Origin of the sequence: Bradyrhizobium sp. ERR14 (assembly GCF_014198235.1) — a bacterium.
Lineage (GTDB): Bacteria > Pseudomonadota > Alphaproteobacteria > Rhizobiales > Xanthobacteraceae > Bradyrhizobium.
This window is the reverse complement of sequence record NZ_JACIHD010000001.1, coordinates 677,897-695,629: the sequence shown is the minus strand read 5'-3', so window position 1 is coordinate 695,629 and position 17,733 is coordinate 677,897. Positions and strand designations below refer to the sequence as shown.

14 protein-coding genes are annotated in these 17,733 nt (G+C 65.1%); 7 read left to right on the top strand and 7 right to left on the bottom strand.

Annotated features, from left to right (window positions below; all coding sequences use genetic code 11):
• Positions 1 to 19: 19 nt before the first annotated feature.
• The 6 genes from nosZ to GGD62_RS03420 are packed head-to-tail and all read left to right on the top strand — an operon-like array spanning position 20 to position 6,648.
• Positions 20 to 1,966 carry a TAT-dependent nitrous-oxide reductase gene (gene nosZ / locus GGD62_RS03445; protein WP_183707051.1) on the top strand — a complete coding sequence of 649 codons (1,947 nt, stop codon included), beginning with the start codon at positions 20 to 22 and terminating at the stop codon, positions 1,964 to 1,966.
• Positions 1,967 to 2,008: 42 nt separating this feature from the next.
• Complete coding sequence (locus GGD62_RS03440) at positions 2,009 to 3,346, top strand: nitrous oxide reductase family maturation protein NosD (protein ID WP_210317744.1); 1,338 nt, start codon at positions 2,009 to 2,011, stop codon at positions 3,344 to 3,346.
• Entirely contained in the window at positions 3,343 to 4,263 is a 921-nt protein-coding gene (locus GGD62_RS03435) for an ABC transporter ATP-binding protein (protein ID WP_018320463.1), read from the top strand. Before GGD62_RS03440 ends, GGD62_RS03435 begins: the two co-directional genes overlap by 4 nt.
• Positions 4,260 to 5,087 carry an ABC transporter permease subunit gene (locus GGD62_RS03430; protein WP_018320462.1) on the top strand — a complete coding sequence of 276 codons (828 nt, stop codon included), beginning with the start codon at positions 4,260 to 4,262 and terminating at the stop codon, positions 5,085 to 5,087. The genes GGD62_RS03435 and GGD62_RS03430 overlap by 4 nt, the downstream gene beginning before the upstream one ends.
• On the top strand, positions 5,084 to 5,656 hold the full coding sequence (locus tag GGD62_RS03425; protein WP_179730474.1) for a nitrous oxide reductase accessory protein NosL: 573 nt from the start codon (positions 5,084 to 5,086) through the stop codon (positions 5,654 to 5,656). Before GGD62_RS03430 ends, GGD62_RS03425 begins: the two co-directional genes overlap by 4 nt.
• Positions 5,653 to 6,648: an FAD:protein FMN transferase gene (locus GGD62_RS03420; RefSeq protein ID WP_183707047.1), complete on the top strand. Its 996-nt coding sequence runs from the start codon at positions 5,653 to 5,655 to the stop codon at positions 6,646 to 6,648. The genes GGD62_RS03425 and GGD62_RS03420 overlap by 4 nt, the downstream gene beginning before the upstream one ends.
• Before the next feature lie 9 nt (positions 6,649 to 6,657).
• Here GGD62_RS03420 and GGD62_RS03415 read toward each other — a convergent pair whose 3' ends face one another.
• From GGD62_RS03415 to GGD62_RS03395, 5 genes are all read right to left on the bottom strand, one after another.
• Positions 6,658 to 7,485: a hypothetical protein gene (locus GGD62_RS03415; protein ID WP_183707045.1), complete on the bottom strand. Its 828-nt coding sequence runs from the start codon at positions 7,483 to 7,485 to the stop codon at positions 6,658 to 6,660.
• An 85-nt stretch (positions 7,486 to 7,570) separates the two neighbouring features.
• A complete protein-coding gene (gene fsrB / locus GGD62_RS03410) occupies positions 7,571 to 8,860 on the bottom strand; it encodes a siderophore utilization protein FsrB (protein ID WP_183707043.1) in 1,290 nt (429 codons plus the stop codon).
• A 56-nt stretch (positions 8,861 to 8,916) separates the two neighbouring features.
• Positions 8,917 to 10,911, bottom strand: a complete 1,995-nt coding sequence (locus tag GGD62_RS03405; protein ID WP_183707591.1) for a TonB-dependent siderophore receptor — start codon at positions 10,909 to 10,911, stop codon at positions 8,917 to 8,919.
• 624 nt (positions 10,912 to 11,535) lie between these two features.
• Positions 11,536 to 13,533, bottom strand: coding sequence for a primary-amine oxidase (locus tag GGD62_RS03400; RefSeq protein WP_183707042.1), 1,998 nt, complete (start codon positions 13,531 to 13,533; stop codon positions 11,536 to 11,538).
• A gap of 15 nt (positions 13,534 to 13,548) precedes the next feature.
• Entirely contained in the window at positions 13,549 to 14,739 is a 1,191-nt protein-coding gene (locus GGD62_RS03395) for a serine hydrolase (protein ID WP_183707041.1), read from the bottom strand.
• A gap of 181 nt (positions 14,740 to 14,920) precedes the next feature.
• On the opposite strand from GGD62_RS03395, the gene GGD62_RS03390 reads away from it, so the two are divergent.
• Complete coding sequence (locus GGD62_RS03390) at positions 14,921 to 15,907, top strand: helix-turn-helix domain-containing protein (RefSeq protein WP_183707040.1); 987 nt, start codon at positions 14,921 to 14,923, stop codon at positions 15,905 to 15,907.
• Between the two features lie 6 nt (positions 15,908 to 15,913).
• Here GGD62_RS03390 and GGD62_RS03385 read toward each other — a convergent pair whose 3' ends face one another.
• Both GGD62_RS03385 and GGD62_RS03380 read right to left on the bottom strand, forming a co-directional pair.
• A complete protein-coding gene (locus GGD62_RS03385; RefSeq protein WP_092258218.1) occupies positions 15,914 to 16,579 on the bottom strand; it encodes a methionine ABC transporter permease in 666 nt (221 codons plus the stop codon).
• Positions 16,569 to 17,720, bottom strand: a complete 1,152-nt coding sequence (locus GGD62_RS03380) for a methionine ABC transporter ATP-binding protein (RefSeq protein ID WP_183707039.1) — start codon at positions 17,718 to 17,720, stop codon at positions 16,569 to 16,571. The genes GGD62_RS03385 and GGD62_RS03380 overlap by 11 nt, the downstream gene beginning before the upstream one ends.
• Positions 17,721 to 17,733: the final 13 nt, after the last annotated feature.

The following is a 17,733-nucleotide window of genomic DNA, read 5'->3' as shown; positions in this document are numbered from 1 at the left end:
GAAAGCCGAGGAGGCAATCATGAGTGAAAACGAAAAGGCAAAGGGCGTCAGCCGACGAACCGTGCTGGGAACGACGGCGGCCGCAGCGGGCGTGGGCCTGGCTGGCGGAGCGGCGATCAAGGACGGCGGCTTCGTCTCATCTGCGGACGCGCAGACCAAGAATGCTGCTCCGAAAGCGCCGGCGGCACGGCCGGCCGTGCAGAAGACCGAGGTCGCGCCCGGCGAGCTCGACGAATATTACGTGTTCTTCTCGAGCGGCCAGTCCGGCGAGATGCGAATCGTCGGCCTCCCCTCGATGCGCGAATTGATGCGTGTTCCGGTGTTCAACCGGTGCAGCGCGACCGGTTGGGGCCAGACCAATGAAAGCCTCAAGGTTCTGACCGAAGGCATGCAGCCCGCGACCCGCGAATTCCTCAAGAACCGCGGCGGCACGTTCATGAACGGCGACCTCCACCACCCCCATATTTCGTTCACGGACGGCACCTATGACGGTCGCTATGCCTACATGAACGACAAGGCCAACAGCCGCGTCGCGCGGGTGCGGCTCGACATCATGAAATGCGACAAGATTGTCGAACTGCCGAACCAGCACACGGTCCACGGCCTGCGTCTGCAGAAATATCCGCGCACGGGCTATGTGTTCGCCAACGGTGAGGACGGCGTGCCCTTGCCCAATGACGGCAAGGTCCTCGACGATCCCAAGCAGTATCACTCCATCTTCAGCGCGATCGACGGCGAAACGATGAAGGTGGCCTGGCAGGTGATCGTCAGCGGCAACCTCGACAATGTCGACGCCGACTACCAGGGCAAGTATTGCTTCGCGACCTGCTACAACGGCGAGGAAGGTGTCACGCTCGCGGAGATGACCGCCAGCGAGCAGGACTGGGTCGTCATCTTCAACATCAAGCGGATCGAAGAGGCCGTAAAGAAGGGCGACTTCAAGGAAATGAACGGCGTGCCCGTGATCGACGGCCGCAAGGGGTCGGCCTACACGCGCTACGTTCCGGTCTCGAACAATCCGCACGGCATGAACACGGCTCCGGACGGCATCCACATCGTGGCGGCCGGAAAGCTCTCCCCCACCGTGACCGTGATGGACGTGCGCCTGTTCGACCAGTTGTTCGACGACAAGATCAAGCCGCGCGACGTCGTCGTCGCCGAGCCTGAGCTTGGCCTCGGCCCGTTGCACACCGCCTACGACGGCAAGGGCAACGCCTACACGACCCTGTTCCTCGACAGCCAGGTCTGCAAGTGGAACCTCGACCTCGCCAAGCGGGCTTTCAAGGGTGAGAAGGTCAACCCCATCATCCAGAAGCTCGACGTCCATTATCAACCGGGCCACAACCATACCTCGATGGGCCAGACCAAGGAGGCCGATGGAAAATGGCTGATCTCGCTGAACAAGTTCTCGAAGGACCGCTTCCTGAACGTCGGGCCGCTCAAGCCTGAGAACGATCAGCTGATCGACATTTCGGGCGACCAGATGAAGCTGGTGCATGACGGCCCGAGCTTCGCCGAGCCGCATGATGCGACCATCGTCCACCGCTCCAAGATCAACCCGATCTCGATCTGGGATCGCGCGGATCCGATGTTTGCGGATGCGGTCAAGCAGGCCAAGGCGGACGGCATCAACCTGGAGGCCGATTCGAAGATCATTCGCGACGGCAACAAGGTGCGCGTCTATATGACGTCGACCGCGCCAGCGTTCGGCCTCGAACAGTTCCAGGTCAAGCAAGGCGAGGAAGTCACCGTCTTCATCACGAACATCGACGCAGTCGAGGATCTCACGCACGGCTTCTGTATCGTCAACTACGGTATCAACATGGAGATCGGGCCGATGGCCACCTCGTCGGTGACCTTCACGGCCGACAAGCCGGGAGTCTACTGGTACTACTGCTCCTGGTTCTGCCACGCCATGCACATGGAGATGAAAGGCCGGATGTTCGTCGAGCCCAAATCGGTTTGAAGTCGGTCTGATCGGAGCGACCTCGTGGGTCTGTTGTCACGCATGTTTCCGGCGGCGCTGGTCGCCGCCGGATTGTCCGGCTTCGCCGATGCGGAGACCTTGACGGCTGCGCCTGGGCAGCCGCTGCAAGCGGTGCTGGATGGTGCGCGCGCCGGCGACGTCGTCGAGCTTGCTCCCGGCGAATATCACGGCTCGATCCGGATCGACCGTCCCCTGGAGTTGGTCGGGAGCCGAGGCGCGGTGCTCGACGGCGACGGCTCCGGCAACGTCATCACCGTCAGCGCGCCCGACGTCACAATCCGCGGCGTGACCATCCGGGCATCCGGCCGCGATCTGCAGCAGATGAATTCCGGGATCTTCCTGCAAAAGACCGCGGAGCGCGCCAAGATCGAGGACAACCACCTGGTGGGAAACCTCTTCGGCGTCTATGTGCACGGCGCCAGGGGCTCCCGGGTCGTCCTCAACGAGATCGAGGGACTGCGCGGCGGGCGCCTCAGCGAGGCAGGCAACGGCATCTCGCTGTGGAACGCGCCCGACGTCACCATCGCGAACAACATGTTCCGCTACGGCCGCGACGGCATCTTCTCGATCTCCAGCAGCAAGGACCGCTTCATCGACAATCGCTTCGAGCAGGTTCGTTTCGCCGTCCACTACATGTACACCAACGACAGCGAGATCAGCGGCAACGTTTCGATCGGCAACCATGTCGGTTACGCCATCATGTATTCGAACCGTCTGGTGATCCGCGGCAACTCCTCAGATCACGACCGTGACTATGGGCTGCTCTTCAACTACGCGAACTATGCCCAGATCGAGGGCAACCGGGTCACGGGTGGCCCGCTCGGCTCGATGACACAGAGGGCGGAGGACGGTCCCGCCGACGAGCGAGGAATGCTTCCGCAGCAGGCACGGGACAGCACGCTCAAGAGCGGCCCGGAGAAATGCGTGTTCATCTACAACACCAATCACAACAAATTCCGCAACAACTGGTTCGAGCGCTGCGCCATCGGCGTGCACTTCACGGCGGGCTCCGAAGGCAACGAGATCACCGGCAATTCCTTCGTCAGCAACGCCAACCAGGTGAAATATGTCGGCACCCGGCACCTCGACTGGTCGACCGGAGGGCGCGGCAACTATTGGAGCGATAATCCGGCATTCGACCTGAATGGCGACGGCATCGCCGACACGGCGTACCGGCCGAACGACCTCATCGACCGCGTGCTGTGGACGGCGCCGGCTGCGAAGGTCCTGATCAACAGTCCCGCCGTCCAGGTGATCCGCTGGGCGCAGGCACAGTTTCCCGCGCTGCTGCCGGGCGGCGTGGTCGACAGCCATCCGCTGGTGTCGCCGCCGCGGACCCCGGTGAAGGAAACACGATGACCAGCACGGTACGTGTCAGCGACGTCACCAAGGTGTTTGGCCGGGTCGAGGCCGTGCGCGGTGCGTCGTTCACGCTTGGCCAGGGCGAGCTGGTGGCCTTGATCGGGCACAACGGCGCCGGCAAGACCACGCTCATGAAGCTCATGCTCGGGTTGATCCGGCCGACCAGAGGCGCCATCGAGGTTCTGGGAGACAATCCCGCCGCCGGCGAATTCGCAGGCCGACGGCAGCTCGGCTACCTCCCCGAAAACGTCTCCTTCGACCCCGCCCTCACCGGCCGCGAGACGCAGGCCTTCTACGCCAGGCTGAAACGAGAGCCGGTTGCCAAGGCGCTGGAGCTGCTCGACGCGGTCGGACTCGGAGCCGCCAGCCGCCGCCGGGTCAACACCTATTCGAAGGGCATGCGCCAGCGGCTGGGGCTCGCGCAGGCGCTGCTTGGCGAGCCGCGCGTGCTGCTGCTGGACGAGCCGACCACTGGTCTCGATCCGGAGCTGCGGCAGACCTTCTACGACATCATCGCGCGGCTCGCGGCTCGCGGCGCGACCGTGCTGCTGTCGTCGCATGCGCTGACCGAGCTGGAGGAGCGCGCCGGCCGGGTCATCATCATGAATCGCGGCATCAAGGTCGCGGACGGTTCGATCGACGAGCTGCGTCGTCTCGCCCGGCTCCCGACCCGGATCCGTCTCAAGGTGGCTGGCCTCGCGCCCAGCGAGATGCCGGGTTGGGCTCCGCAAGACGCCACCTGCCGCCGTCTGAACGGCCACATCGTCGAGATCGACGCCGCGCCGGAGCGGAAGATCGAGCTGCTGCATCGCGCGACGGCCGCCGGCAATTCGGTCGAGGACGTCGACGTGGTCCCGCCCACCCTCGACGAGCTCTATGCTCATTTCCTCCGGCAATCGGAGCAGGCGCCATGAATGTCCTGATCATCGCCGCCAAGGAAGTCCACCAGGCCATCCGCAATCGCTGGGTGCTTGCCGCAACGCTCCTGCTCGCCGGGCTTGCCCTGTCGCTGACCTTTCTCGGCAGCGCGCCGACCGGAAACGTGGGTGTTCGCACCCTGGATGTGGTCATCGTCAGCCTGTCGAGCCTGACGATCTTTCTCGTTCCGCTCATCGCGCTTCTGATTTCCCATGACGCCATCGTCGGCGAGATGGAACGCGGAACGATGCTGTTGCTGCTGAGCTATCCGGTCGCGCGATGGCAGGTGCTGCTCGGCAAGTTCTTAGGCCACCTCGCCGTCCTCGCTTTTGCGACCTGCCTCGGCTACGGCGCGGCGGTCGGAGCGCTGGCGGCGACGGGCAGCCAGATTGATAGCGACAGTTTTCTGGCGTTCGCGGCGATGGTGGGCTCCTCGGTGCTGCTCGGCGCCGCTTTCGTCGCCATCGGATATCTGGTCAGCGCGCTCGTGCGCGACCGCGGAACGGCAGCCGGCATCTGCATTGGATTATGGCTGCTGCTGGTGCTGATCTACGACATGGCGCTGCTGGGCGTGCTCGCGCTCGATCAGGGGCGCAGCATCTCGGCGAGCGTGCTCAACGCCATGCTGCTGTCGAATCCGACCGACGCCTACCGGCTGATCAACCTGACCGGGTTCGCCAATGTCAGCACCTTCGCCGGCATGGCTGGCCTTGCCCAAACCACGTCCCTGACGATACCGGTCCTTCTGACCGCCCTGCTCTGCTGGACGCTGCTGCCGCTGGGGCTGGCCGCGCTCGCCTTCTCGCGGAGGGAGCTATGAGGCGCCGAACGATCCTCCTTGCCTTGCTCGTGCCGCTCGTGCTCGCCGGCTGCAACGAGAAGCAGGCCGCGAAGATCCCGCCGCCGCATCGGATGACCGCCGAGGACATCGGCCATTACTGCGGCATGAACGTGCTCGAGCACCCGGGACCGAAGGGCCATGTCTTTGCCGCGAGCCTGATCGAGCCCGTCTGGTTCTCGTCGGTGCGGGACACGATCGCCTTCACCATGCTGCCGGACGAGCCCAAGGACATTCAGGCGATCTACGTGTCCGACATGGGCAAGGCGCCTGAGTGGGACAAGCCCGGTGCCGACAACTGGATCGAGGCACGCAAGGCGCTGTACGTGATCGAGAGCCGGGTCAAAAGCGGCATGGGCGGTGACGAGGCCGTTCCGTTCTCGGACCGGGCGGCGGCCGAGAAGTTCGCCGGAGAAAACGGCGGCCGGATCGTCGGCTTCGACGACGTGCCCCGGGACTATGTCCTGACGTCGGCGAATGCCGCCGGCGCCGTTGCGGCCGACGAAGCGGCCGAAGGGCCGCCGGGCGAACGATCGAGGAGAACGCCATGACGCGAACACTGACGCGCCGACGCTTCATCCGGATCAGCGCGGCGGCCGCGGGCCTCGGCGCGCTGGCTCCGGGACACTCCGTTCGTGCAGAGATCGCGCCGGTCACCTGGCGTGGCACGATGCTGGGCGCGGTGGCCACGATGGAGATCCACGACGAAGACCGCAGCCGGGCGGAGCGACTGACCTCGCTGGCCTGCGCCGAGGCGCGGCGGCTCGAGCGGCTGTTCAGCCTTTACCTGAACGATTCCGCCCTGGTCGCGCTGAACCGGACCGGTGTCCTGATCGATCCCGCCGCCGAAATGGTCGATCTGCTATCGACCTCGCAGCACTATTCCACGCTGACGGGCGGTCTGTTCGATGTCACGGTGCAGCCGCTGTGGGAGCTCTACGCCAGCCATTTCGCGCGAGATGACGCGGATCCGGCCGGTCCTGCGGCGGCCGCGATCGAGGCCGCGCTCGCCCGCATCGGCAGCAGCCGGCTGTCGATCAGCCGCGACCGGATCGTGATGCCCAAGGGCATGGCCGTCACCCTGAACGGGATCGCGCAAGGCTACGTCACGGACAAGGTGGTCGACCTGCTGCGGGCGCATGGCATCTCTCGCAGCCTGGTCGACATGGGCGAGGCCCGCGCGATCGGCGCGCGTCCGGACGGACGGCCCTGGGAGATCGGCATCGCCGATCCCGACATTGTGGGCCGCACGAAGACGGTGCTGCCGATCGTCGACCGCGCCGTGTCCACCTCGGGCGGCTACGGCTTCCAGTTCGATTCCAGCGCGCGCTTCAATCATTTGTTCGATCCGAGATCCGGCGGCTGCGCCCACCGCTATCGCAGCGTGACGACGGTGTCCCGCAGCGCGACCGCGGCGGACGCATTGTCGACGGCGTTTAGCCTGATGCCGGAAGATAAGATTCGATCGCTCTTGCCGCATGTCGACATCGACCGCGTGCATCTGATCAATGGGGCCGGCCAATCGGTCGAATTGTCGGCGTAACCTTGCGCGCTACTGCAGTGGCAGCAGCTCCAGCTGGCTCTGCGCCTTCTTGACGGCCGCGGCGTACCAGCTCTGGCTCGGCGCTTCCCTGGCGAAGCATTTCGTGTAGGCGTCCATGGCCTGATCCTCGCGGGCCATGTCGCCGCGCGGGTCCTTCTTGTTGATGGGCTTCGCCATCATCTGCTTCCACACGCGCTCGCAGGCCGGGATTTCAGCCGTCTTCACGGCGTTCGATGTGGCGAGGAAGTAGACCTTGTCGCCCTTGGTCGCGACGACGTCGATTTCATCCGGCGGTCCCTTGAGCCCGCCATTGCCGCGCACGCCGAGCACGGCAACTGCAGCGCTCGCGGATGCGGGCTTTGTGATCGGCAGCTCGGCATATTTGGCGAAGGCGGCGTCCTGGATCGCATGATAATAGAAGCGGTCGGACTTGAACGCGGCGCCGCTCTCTTGCGGCACGCCGTCCTCGCGATGCTCGCGCAGCCAGTGCGCCAGAAGCGGGCTCGTGGTTACGACGGCTTGCGTCTTGTAGCCTTCCGAGGCGAAGCTTAGCCCGTCGAGATGGCCGAAGCCGATATCACTCTTGAAGAGCGTGTCGACGTTCGACTTGCCGTCTGCGGGGAGCCCCTTGATTGTGACCGGCCCCACCAGGCCGCGCAGCACGCCTGCCAGCTCCTTCAGCGCCGCATCATGCTGCTTGTAGATCTCGTCGCTCTCCTTGGCACTCGAGAATTTTGCGATGTAGCGGTCGCGCAGGTCGAGATAGTGCTGCTCGGGCGTGGCCGCATGGACGGGCGTCGCCAGGACGAGCAGGCAGAGCAAGGCAAGCGATTTCATTCGATGTCCGCGGACTGGGAGCGATCTCCAGTCTTTGTGCCGGCTGGAGGCGGGAAGGTTCATCCCCAACGACCGTGCGGGGGCCCTACTCCGCCGGCGTCAACTGCCGGGTCAGACGCACCGCCGCGGTCTCGCGCACGCGGATGCGGGCGCGGCGCTTGCGCCACCAGATCACGACGCCGGTGACCGAGAGTGCCGCCACGACCAGCCCCATGATCGAGATCAGGATGCGGCCGAACAGTCCGACGATGCGGCCCGAATGCAGCGGAAATTGTGCCTGGACGAAGATGTCGGCGGCGGTACCGACCCAGGGCAGCCGCTCGCCGATCGGGCGGCCGTCCTCGCTGTCGTAATAGAGCTGCGCCGGGCCGACACCGCCGGCGCCGTGGTCGTCGCCGGGGTGGAAAAAAGCGGCGGCATAGACGCCATGGGCCGGGCCGTAATTGACCGAGCCGACCGGGATCGTCCACCCCCGCGCCTTGCCGTCGGCGGCGGCGCGGGCGGCGATGTCGGCGAAAGTCACCTTGGGCTCGATGGGATCGTCGAGATCGCGATAAGGCCGCTGCTCATAGGGTGTCGGCGTGTAGTTCGACACCATCTTCATCAGCGGCGAGAACACCTCGAAATAGAGGTTCAGCGAGAACGCCGTGAAGGCAATGATGAACAGCACGCCCCAGGTCCAGAGACTGAAGGCGCGGTGGATGTCGAAATTGATCCGGTAGGCGCTGCCGGAGGTCTTGATGATCCAGGCCGGCGCCCAGCGCGCCCAGAAGCCGCGATCGAGCTGGCGCGTGACGGCTGGCGCCCGCGCCGCCTTGGCGCGTCTGCGCGAGGGCAGTGTCAGGTAGAAGCCGACGAAGCAATCGATGGTCCAGATGATGGCGATCACGCCGAGCACGCGCATGCCCCAGCGATCGCTGCCCCAGAACTCCGGAATGTGCATCGTGTAGTGCAGCTTGTAGAGAAACGAGACGAAATTCTCCCGCGTGACGGGCCACACCGCGCCCCAATAGCGCCGGCCCAGCTCCGCGCCGGTGTTGGGATCAAGGAAGACCTGATTGTAGTCGAGAGCGAAACGCTTGCCGGTCGCCGGATCGATCCGCGGCATGACGAAGAACCACAGCGAGTGGCCCTCCTCCGGCGTCATGAAGAGGTAGACGACGCGCGCGCGGGGATCGCGCTGCTCGATCATCTTGGCGAGCTCGATCGATGGGATCGCCGGGCCCTTGGTCGAGACGTCGAACAGATGGCTGTTCAGGACGTCGTCGATCTCGTGATCCCAGGAGATGATCGCCCCGGTGATGCCGGAGAAGAAAAGGAATCCGGCCGTGAGCAGTCCCGCCCAGCGATGCAGCTTGCCGAATATCGCTCTCATCGTCTTGCACTCTCATCCAGCAGGTCCGGCCCGCCATCGTCGGACCGTCTTCGATTTCACCAGCGATAAGTCAGCTTGCCGATGGCTTTCCGTCCCTCGGCATACATGCAGCCCGAAAGGCCGTAGCACGCCGCGACATAGCCCGTGTCCGCAAGGTTGGTGACGTTCAGCGACAGCCGCCAATTGTCACGGGTATAGGCAAGAAGCGCATCTAGCACTGTGGCCGATCCCACCTTGAAGGTGTTGGCATCATCGCCCCAGGTCGCGCCGACATAGCGAACGCCGCCGCCGAACTGCAAGCCCGCCAGCAGGCCGTTCTGAAGCGTGTAGTCGCTCCACAGCGAGGCGCGGTTGAGCGGCACGGTGACCGGCGCCTTGCCGACATTGACCGGATCTTGCGTGACCATCGCATCGATATAGGCGTAGGCCGCCCGCAGATTCCAGCCGTCGGCGAGCGACATCGAGCCTTCGAGCTCGATACCGCGCGACTTCACCTGCCCGATCTGTTCGTAAAAGGTGGTTGCAGGCACGTACACAGCGACGTTGTCACGCGTCAGGTCGAAGGCGGCGAAGGTGAACAGCGCATTCCAGCCGACCGGTTGATACTTGACGCCCACCTCGTACTGCACGCCGGTCTCGGGATCGAGCATCTGTCCGGAAGGACTGGTCGCGAGCTGCGGCAGAAACGACTCGGAATAGCTGAAATAGGGCGCGATGCCGTTGTCGAAATTGTACATGACGGCAGCGCGGCCGGTGAAGGCCGAGGCGTCCTTCGATGTCGAAGTATCGGCCGGGGGCAGATTGGTGTCGAGCTGCGTCGTCACGAAGTCCTGGCGGCCGCCGAGCTGGAACGACAGCCGGCCGAGCTTGATCTGGTCCTGCGCATAGAGGCCGAGCTGCGACTGCTTGATGCCCTTGTTGTCGTACATGCCGCCGAGGGCCCAGTCGTAACTGTAGACCGGGTTGAAGACGTTGATCTCCGGCGCTGACGTTGTGACGGCGAAGGCCGTATCGCGGAACGTGGTGTTGCGATAGTCGAGCCCGACCAGGGTGGTGTGGCTGAGGATGCCGGTATTGAACTTGCCCTGGAGCTGGTTATCCACCGCAAAGGAGTTGATGTAGGAGTTGCTATAGCTGCCGAAACGCCCCAGCTGCCCCGCCGCTTCGTCGGTGTATCCGGTGCCGTAGAAGGTCTTTTCCTCGTTGTGCTGATAGGCGTAACGCAGGTTCTGCCGGAACGTGATGTTGTCGGTGAAATTGTGCGAAAGATGATAGCCGGCGGTCGCAATCTCGGTGTTGAACGCATTGAAGCCCGGCACGCCCGCGAAGAACGAGACCGGGATGGTGCGGCCGTTGTTCGGCCACACCGTGCCCGAGGCCGGCAGGAACTGAAGGCCCCACCCTGCCCGGTCGCGCTGGTAGTTGGCCAGCAGCGTGATGGTGGTGTCCTCGTTCGGCTTGAAGGTGACGGCGGGCGCGATGAAGACGCGGTTGTCCTTGGTGAAGTCGACCTGGGTCTGGCCGTCGCGGACGACGCCGGTGAGGCGCCACAGCACGGTGCCTTCCTTGTTGGCGGGGCCGCCCATGTCGAACTGGCCCTGGTAGCGGTTGAAGCTGCCGCCGGAGATCGAGACCTCGCCGAACTGCTGCGCCGTCGGCAGTTTTGTCACGTAGTTGAGAATGCCGCCGGTGCCGCTGCCGCCATACATCGCCGATGACGGTCCCTTGAGCACCTCCAGGCGCTCGGCCCCGTAGGGATCGAGGCCATTGAAGTGCACGTAGTTGCTCGAGGGGATCCGCAGGCCGTCGACGTAGAGACCCGACATGGTCGTGTCGAAGCCGCGGATCTGGAGCGCGCCGAAGCGGGTGTCCGAGCCGCCATTGACGTCGCCGCTGACACCGGCGGTATAGCGCAGCGCCTCGCCGATCGAGACAGCGCCCTGATTCCTGACCTGGTCGGTGGTGACGACGGAAACCGACTGCGGAGTTTCGATCAGCGGTGTATCGGTTTTGGTGGCCGTACCGCTCCGCGTGGCGACGAAACCGCGCACCGGACCATTGGCACGTTCGCCCGTTGCGCCGTTCGATGATGCCGACTGGGTCGGCGCGGCGGCCTGCGCAGGCGTGCGACGATTGGCGCGAGAGGTGCGTGTCGCCGCCCTTCGCGACGAAGCAACCGCCGCAGGACGGGCGCGCTGAACCGGCGCGTCGACGGTGACAGCGGGAATCTGGGTCTGCGCCTCCACGGAACCGAAGGGAACCACGAGCGAGAATGTGCTGACCGCCCCGAGCAGCAGCACACGAATCTGTCGACGACGCGCGCGTTCACGCGAAGAAAGTTGGTAGTCGGTCACGTCTTTTCGGCCCCACGCACTGCCGGCTTTGCCGGTATCATTTTTGGTGCCCCGCCCTAACTCAGGCGGTTTCGGAGTGCGATAGGAACGAGGTTAGAATCTCTCCAGAGGCGTGCGCGGCGCGTGCGACGAATGCGCTCATGCCGAATTGCCGCGTCCGGTGCCGCGCATCCGTCGTGCCCACAGATTTGGAATGCTTCTAGACAGAAACGCTCCCTCACCATTCGGCAATGGCTGGAAACGATCAGCCTGCTACCGCGCGAGAATCGCCAACTACGACGGTCGGCGCTGCCGGGAAATCCGATCGAGCTCGATCCGGCTCTATGATTTGCCGGCGCGGCAACACGATTCGTCGGCAGTGTTGCTCTCGTGTGCCAGCACGCTGCGGCTGTTGCGGTCCGGCGGGATGTCGCCGGCCGCATTGGCGGCGAAAAAGCCGGTCGGCTTCAGCAGGAAGCCGGCATATTCCACCGGCATGATCGGGAAGTCCTCGGGCTTGCAGACATGGGTGTGGCCGAAAGAGTGCCACACCACGATATCGGCATTCTCGATGTTGCGGTCCTTCGCGGCATAACGCGGCAGGCCATCGCCGCCGGCATGGACGTTGGGATAATCGCCGCTTGCGTATTTCTCGGCCGGATCGAATGCTGTCACCCAGACATGCTTGGTGGCGAAGCCGCCGCGCTTGCGCACGTAACTGCCCTCCTGCGCCAGCATCAGCGGGCTCGGACTGACGACGAGCTTGTAGGCGGGAGCATTGCCGACCGAGTTGGTCTCATTGGGATTGCTGATCTTCCAGAACCGGCCGGTTTGGCCATTGGCGATCGCAGCCGCGTCATGCTCGCGCGACAACACCCGCGTCGTGGTGTCGAAGACGTTGCCGTGCGGATTGTCGTCACCCCAGGGCCGCGGCACGAAATCGTGCTCAGTGACGGTGTTGCCGCCGCCGTCGAGATCCATGTGCAGGCGCACGTTGAAGAAGTGCTGGTGCGTCGGTCCGCCCAGATTGTCGTCGACCATGCCGCCCCATTTGTACGTCTCGCCAGATCGCACCGCGGCGGTCTGGATGATGCCGGTCAGCTTGGTCTCCAACTGGATCGTGCCGTCCTGGTAGAGATACCAGTAGAAGCCGTAATCGTAATTGCCGACGGTCGCGAAAAACGAGATCACAAGCCGCCGCGAGCGGCGGACCTCGAACAGGCCGTTGCGGAACTCATAGTGCTTCCAGGCGATCCCATAGTCTTCCTCATGCATGCAGATGGCGTTCTGCATGACAAAGGGCTCGCCCTTGCTGTCGGCGGCCGGCACGTCGAAATAGCGGATGTTGCCGAGACAGTCGCAGCCGAGCTCGAGCGCGTTCGCAAGCATGCCGAGGCCATATTCCCCGGCATCGAACGCCGATTTCCAGAAATGGTTCGCGGTCGGATCGGCATAAGGCACCACCATCTCGGTAACGCTGGCGCGATGGATCAGGGAGCGCTTGCGCGCGCCGTCCTGGTAGGCGAGCTGATGCAGCACGAGGCCCTCGCGCGGCGTGAAGCCGATGCGAAAGCTCCATTTCTGCCAGTCGACCTTCCAGCCCTCGACGCGAAAGCTCGCACCCTCCGGCTGCTCGATGTGCAGCGGCTTGATGTCGGTGCGCGGGTTCTTGACCTCGTGCGCGCCATAATTTCGCTTCTTGCGCGGAATCGGCACGATCGGATCCTCATCGGTGAGGTCGATGACCTTGCCGCCGATCAGGTCAACGACAGCGACCACGCCCTCGATCGGGTGCGCATAGCCGTTGTCCTGCAAGTGCTCGCGAAAATAGCTGACGGCACGCACGATACGGGCACCGCGCTCGAACTCCTTGTCGAAGAAACCCGACGAGAACGGATCGACCTGGACCAGTTCGATGTCCTTGTCGGAAAGCCCGCGCCGCACCATCGCCGCCCGCCAGCCCGGATCGGCCTTGACCACGGCCTCGCACTTGAAGAATTCCTCCAGCATCACCGGCGGCTGCCCATAGGGCGCCTCGCGGTTCGGGACGACCTTGCGCCCGACGATCTCGCCACGGCCGAGATCGACGATATGCTCGATGGTCTCGCCCGTGGCGACGTCGAGCGTCAACGCAAAGGCACGGCGCCCTGCCCCACCCGCGGCCAGCTCATGCTTGGTCGGCTCCTCCAGCCGCACCGCCGGGAATCGGCAGTTCTCCGGCGAGGCCACGGCGGCGCGCACCAGTGTGCAGGCGGCGGTGATCTCCTCGGCCGTCAGCGGATCGAGCGGATGCGGCGCCGCGGTCTCTGCTTGCGATTTGGCTTTGACGGTATCGAGCATGGGGATGTCCAGAAATCAGGCGAGATGCGCGGTGATGGCGCTGAAGGCGGCGAACCAGCGCTGGTCGATCGGCACGTCCATCGCCTTGGGCTGGGTCGCGAGCTTGACGATGGCGGTGTCCGAGTCGAGGTCGACATAGAGGTGCTGGCCGTGAATGCCGATCGCGGTGAGCGCGTTGCGCGACGGATCGATCGTGAACCATTTGCTGCGGTAGCGCGCGCCCGGGAAGAACTCGGCGAGGTCGCCGTCGGCCCAGGCTTTGGGATCGCCGTTCTCGCGGATGTCGTCGATCCACCAGCCCGGCACCACCTGCCGCCCCTCGACCACGCCGCGGCAGCGGATCATCTCGCCGAAACGGATGAGGTCACGCGCGGTGACCGAGATGCCGCCGGCGATGCGGCCCATGCCGTGGCTGTCGAGCGTGAGCGAGCCGTCGTCCTCCGCGCCCAGGGGCTGCCAGAGATATTCGGAGAGGATGCGATGGTAAGGCATCCCGCAGGCACGCTCATAGACCCAGCCGAGCACCTCGGTGTTGGGCGAGACGTAGTGGAACACCTTGCCGTGCGGCTCGCCGGTGCCGCGCAAGGTTGCGAGATAGGCGCGCTGGTGGCCTGCCTCGACGCCCGGCGGCGGCACGTCCCAGCCCGAGGAGAACCGATAGCGCGCAACGTCGCCGGCGGGGTCCTCGTAATCCTCCTCGAACTTGATGGCGACGGCCATGTCGAGCAGGTTGCGGACAGTGCAGCCGGCGTAGACCGACGTCTCCAACTCCGGCACGTAACGCACCACCCTCGCCTCGGGATCGAGCAGCCCGCGCGCGGCCAGCACGCCGCCGAGCGTGCCGGCGATCGCCTTGCTGATCGAGCAGATCAGATGCGGCGTGGTCACGCTCATGCCATCGCCGTACCATTCGTGGATCAGCGTGCCCCGGTGCATGACGAGGAGCGTATCGGCAAACGTCTCGCGGAGCGTGGCTTCGATCGTGGTCTCTTTGCCATCAGGCGCGGTGAAAGCGAGTTTTGCCAGTTCGCGCGGAGCGCTTCGTATCTGCGTCGGCTGCGCCGAGCGGCGGATCTCTGCGGTCGGCAGCACTTCACGGGTGTGGGTAAAGCCCCAGCGGATCGCGGGAAAGCTGCGCCAATTGGCGCGCGTCACCTGCGCCTCGGGCGCGGGCGGGCTGCCGCGCATGATCTCGGTCGGTCGCATCTCGATCCCTCCGCAAAGTGCTGTCCCGGCCGCGATGTCGGAACGGCAGGACCGAAGCCTGCACCGCGGCGCCATCGGGCGTTATCGAGATCCGGCAATATTTTGCTGGACAGCGCCTATGGCCGTGCCAGTCTGGCGTGGTTCTTGCCCGCTGTCGGGTGGTGAATTTCGACGTGTCGTCATGCCCTTAGGCGCAACTCTTCCGACTCTGGACTCGGCTGTCGGCCTGTTTCAGGCCAGCAGTACCGATGTCGACGAGCATTGCGCTTCGCTCGGTCGCTGGCGGCTCAGCTACGACCAGATCAGCGCCGGAGCCTTCAGGGGCAGCTTCACCCAACTCTCCTTGCCCCAGCTTGACGTCTTCCGCGAGATCACCAGCCAGCAGGTCCGCCAATACGGCCAGCTGGGGGCCGACAGCTTCGGCATCGGTCTGCCCTGGCACGGTGACGGCGAGGTCAATTGCAACGGCGCCAGCGTTGCAGGCGCCCAGGTCATCGCCTGCATCGACGCCGAGGTCGATATGTGCACGCCGAAATCATTCGAGCTGCGCGGTGTTGTCGCCAGCGCGGCGCTGATCGAGGAGCTTGCCGCCCGGCTCGATATCGAGCTGCCGCGCGCGGTCTGGCACCAGTTGCGGGTGATCGAGATGGCGCAGGCACCGGTCGCGCGATTGCGCGCTCACCTTGCCGCGATCCACGAGACCATCTCGACTGCCCCCGAACGGTTCGACGATCCGGCCGTCGGGCAGGCGCTGGAAGACGCCCTTCTCGTCGAGATCATGGACATGCTGCCGACCGCACGCCCCAGCGATCCCGGCCGCAGCGCCGCGGCGCGCAAGCGCACGGTCGATCGTGCGCGGGCGCTGATGCATGGCAGCGGCGATCGCTCGCTCTCGCTGCTGGAGGTCTGCAAGGCGGTCGGCGCCAGCCCGCGCAAGCTCGGCTATTGCTTTCAGGAGGTGTTGGGCACGAGCCCGATGCACTACTGGCGCGCGATGCGGCTGAACCGCGTGCGGCGCGATCTCAAGCGCGCCGGCGGCACCGATGCCTCCGTCTACGACGTCGCCGTGCAGCACGGCTTCTGGCACTTCAGCCAGTTCTCGCTCGACTACAAGCGTCACTTCTCCGAAAAGCCCTCGGAGACACTGCGGCGCGCGAGGTGTACCTGATCCGGCTCAGCGATGCCGCAGCCGGCGGTTGACCCGGCGCGCCAGATAATCGCCGGCGCTCTGGACGAGCTGCACCAGTGCGATCAGCACGACGACGACGGCCAGCATCATCTCCGGCATGAAGCGCTGATAGCCGTAGCGGATGCCGAGATCACCCAAGCCACCGCCACCGACCGCGCCGACCATCGCGGAGTAGCCGAGCAGACTGACCACCGCGAGCGTCAGTGCCAGCAGAAGTCCCGGCAGCGCCTCGGGGATCAGCACCTTGAACACGATCTGCATGGGCGACGCGCCGAACGAGGACGCCGTCTCGATCAGGCCGCCATCGACCTCGCGGATGGCACCTTCGACCAGACGCGCGATGAACGGCGCCGACGCGATCGTCAGCGGCACGATTGCGGCGGTCGATCCGATCGAGGTCCCCGCAACGAAGCGCGTGAACGGGATGATGGCGACGACGAGGATGATGAAGGGCGTGGACCGCGTCGCATTGACGACGATGCCGAGGACGCGATTGACGATGGGAGCTGCGAACAGCTCCCCTTTCCGGCTGGTTGCGAGGAAAACGCCGAGTGGAAGGCCGAAGGCGGTGCCGAGCAGCGCCGCGATGCCGACCATGTACAGGCTCTCGAAGGTGGCCTGGACGATCAGGTTGATGAGTTCAGGCGACATAGCCGAGATGCTCCGCCGGGAATTGATGTTGAGAGAGAAAGGCGAGCGTGCGCGCCGTCGCCTCCGCGCCGCCAGAAATACCGAGAGGAATGCCGAGAACGAGCGAGCCGACATGCTGGCCGCCGATCTCGTCGATGCGTGCCGCCAGCAGCGACACGTCGAGGCCGAGCTCGCGGGCGAGCCGCGCGACCAGGGTGTCGCCGGCCCCTGCCCCGCGCACCCCGAGGCGGATCACGGCCTGCCCGCCGGCGGACGGCTCCGCCACGATCCGGCTCGCCAGCGAGACCGGCAGGCTGTCGCCGGTCACCTCCGCCAGGAAGGATTGCGTGATCGGATGCTTGGGGTGGGTGAAGATGTCCGCGACATGGCCGCTTTCGACCACATGGCCGGCGTCGAGCACCACGACGTCCCGGGCGAGCTGGCGCACCACGGACATTTCGTGGGTGATCAATACGATGGTCACCCCGAGCTCGCGGTTGATATTCGCGAGCAGATCGAGGATCGCGCGCGTGGTCTGCGGATCGAGTGCCGAAGTCGCCTCGTCCGACAGCAGCACGCTCGGCCGCGTCGCCAGCGCCCGCGCGATGCCGACGCGCTGCTTCTGGCCGCCGGAGAGCTCCGACGGATAGCGGTCATGCTTGTCGGCGATGCCGACAAGCGCGAGCAGCTCGGCAACGCGGGCCCTGATGTCGGCCTTGGACCAGCCGGCGATCTCGAGCGGCAACGCGATGTTGTCCGCTGCCGTGCGCGACGACAGCAGGTTGAAATGCTGGAAGATCATGCCGATCGAGCGCTGCGCCAGCCGCAGCTCGCGCCCCGCCAACGCGGAGATGTCGCGGCCGTCGACGATCACGCGCCCCGTGGTCGGCTTCTCCAGCCCGTTGATGAGGCGCACCAGGCTCGACTTGCCGGCGCCGGAGCGGCCGATCACGCCGGTGATGGAACCGCGCGGGATCGCGAAGTCGATGTTTTGCAGCGCGTTGACGCCGGGCTTGCCGCGATAGGCCGGATAGGTCTTCGAGATGCCGGCGAAACGGACCATCGCGTCCGGCTCAGCTGCGGCAGGTGAAATCGCTTCACACCTCTCGATCGGCTGTCCGACCGCGAGCGATTGGTGGGCATTCATGGAAGCGGCCTTCATGCACAATAGTTCG

Bases quoted from the DNA above. Each gene is read 5' to 3' on its own strand.
- nosZ (WP_183707051.1), top strand. From the start codon at position 20: ATGAGTGAAAACGAAAAGGCAAAGGGCGTCAGCCGACGAACCGTGCTG.
- GGD62_RS03440 (WP_210317744.1), top strand. From the start codon at position 2,009: ATGTTTCCGGCGGCGCTGGTCGCCGCCGGATTGTCCGGCTTCGCCGAT.
- GGD62_RS03435 (WP_018320463.1), top strand. From the start codon at position 3,343: ATGACCAGCACGGTACGTGTCAGCGACGTCACCAAGGTGTTTGGCCGG.
- GGD62_RS03430 (WP_018320462.1), top strand. From the start codon at position 4,260: ATGAATGTCCTGATCATCGCCGCCAAGGAAGTCCACCAGGCCATCCGC.
- GGD62_RS03425 (WP_179730474.1), top strand. From the start codon at position 5,084: ATGAGGCGCCGAACGATCCTCCTTGCCTTGCTCGTGCCGCTCGTGCTC.
- GGD62_RS03420 (WP_183707047.1), top strand. From the start codon at position 5,653: ATGACGCGAACACTGACGCGCCGACGCTTCATCCGGATCAGCGCGGCG.
- GGD62_RS03415 (WP_183707045.1), bottom strand. From the start codon at position 7,485: ATGAAATCGCTTGCCTTGCTCTGCCTGCTCGTCCTGGCGACGCCCGTC.
- fsrB (WP_183707043.1), bottom strand. From the start codon at position 8,860: ATGAGAGCGATATTCGGCAAGCTGCATCGCTGGGCGGGACTGCTCACG.
- GGD62_RS03400 (WP_183707042.1), bottom strand. From the start codon at position 13,533: ATGCTCGATACCGTCAAAGCCAAATCGCAAGCAGAGACCGCGGCGCCG.
- GGD62_RS03395 (WP_183707041.1), bottom strand. From the start codon at position 14,739: ATGCGACCGACCGAGATCATGCGCGGCAGCCCGCCCGCGCCCGAGGCG.
- GGD62_RS03390 (WP_183707040.1), top strand. From the start codon at position 14,921: ATGCCCTTAGGCGCAACTCTTCCGACTCTGGACTCGGCTGTCGGCCTG.
- GGD62_RS03385 (WP_092258218.1), bottom strand. From the start codon at position 16,579: ATGTCGCCTGAACTCATCAACCTGATCGTCCAGGCCACCTTCGAGAGC.
- GGD62_RS03380 (WP_183707039.1), bottom strand. From the start codon at position 17,720: ATGAAGGCCGCTTCCATGAATGCCCACCAATCGCTCGCGGTCGGACAG.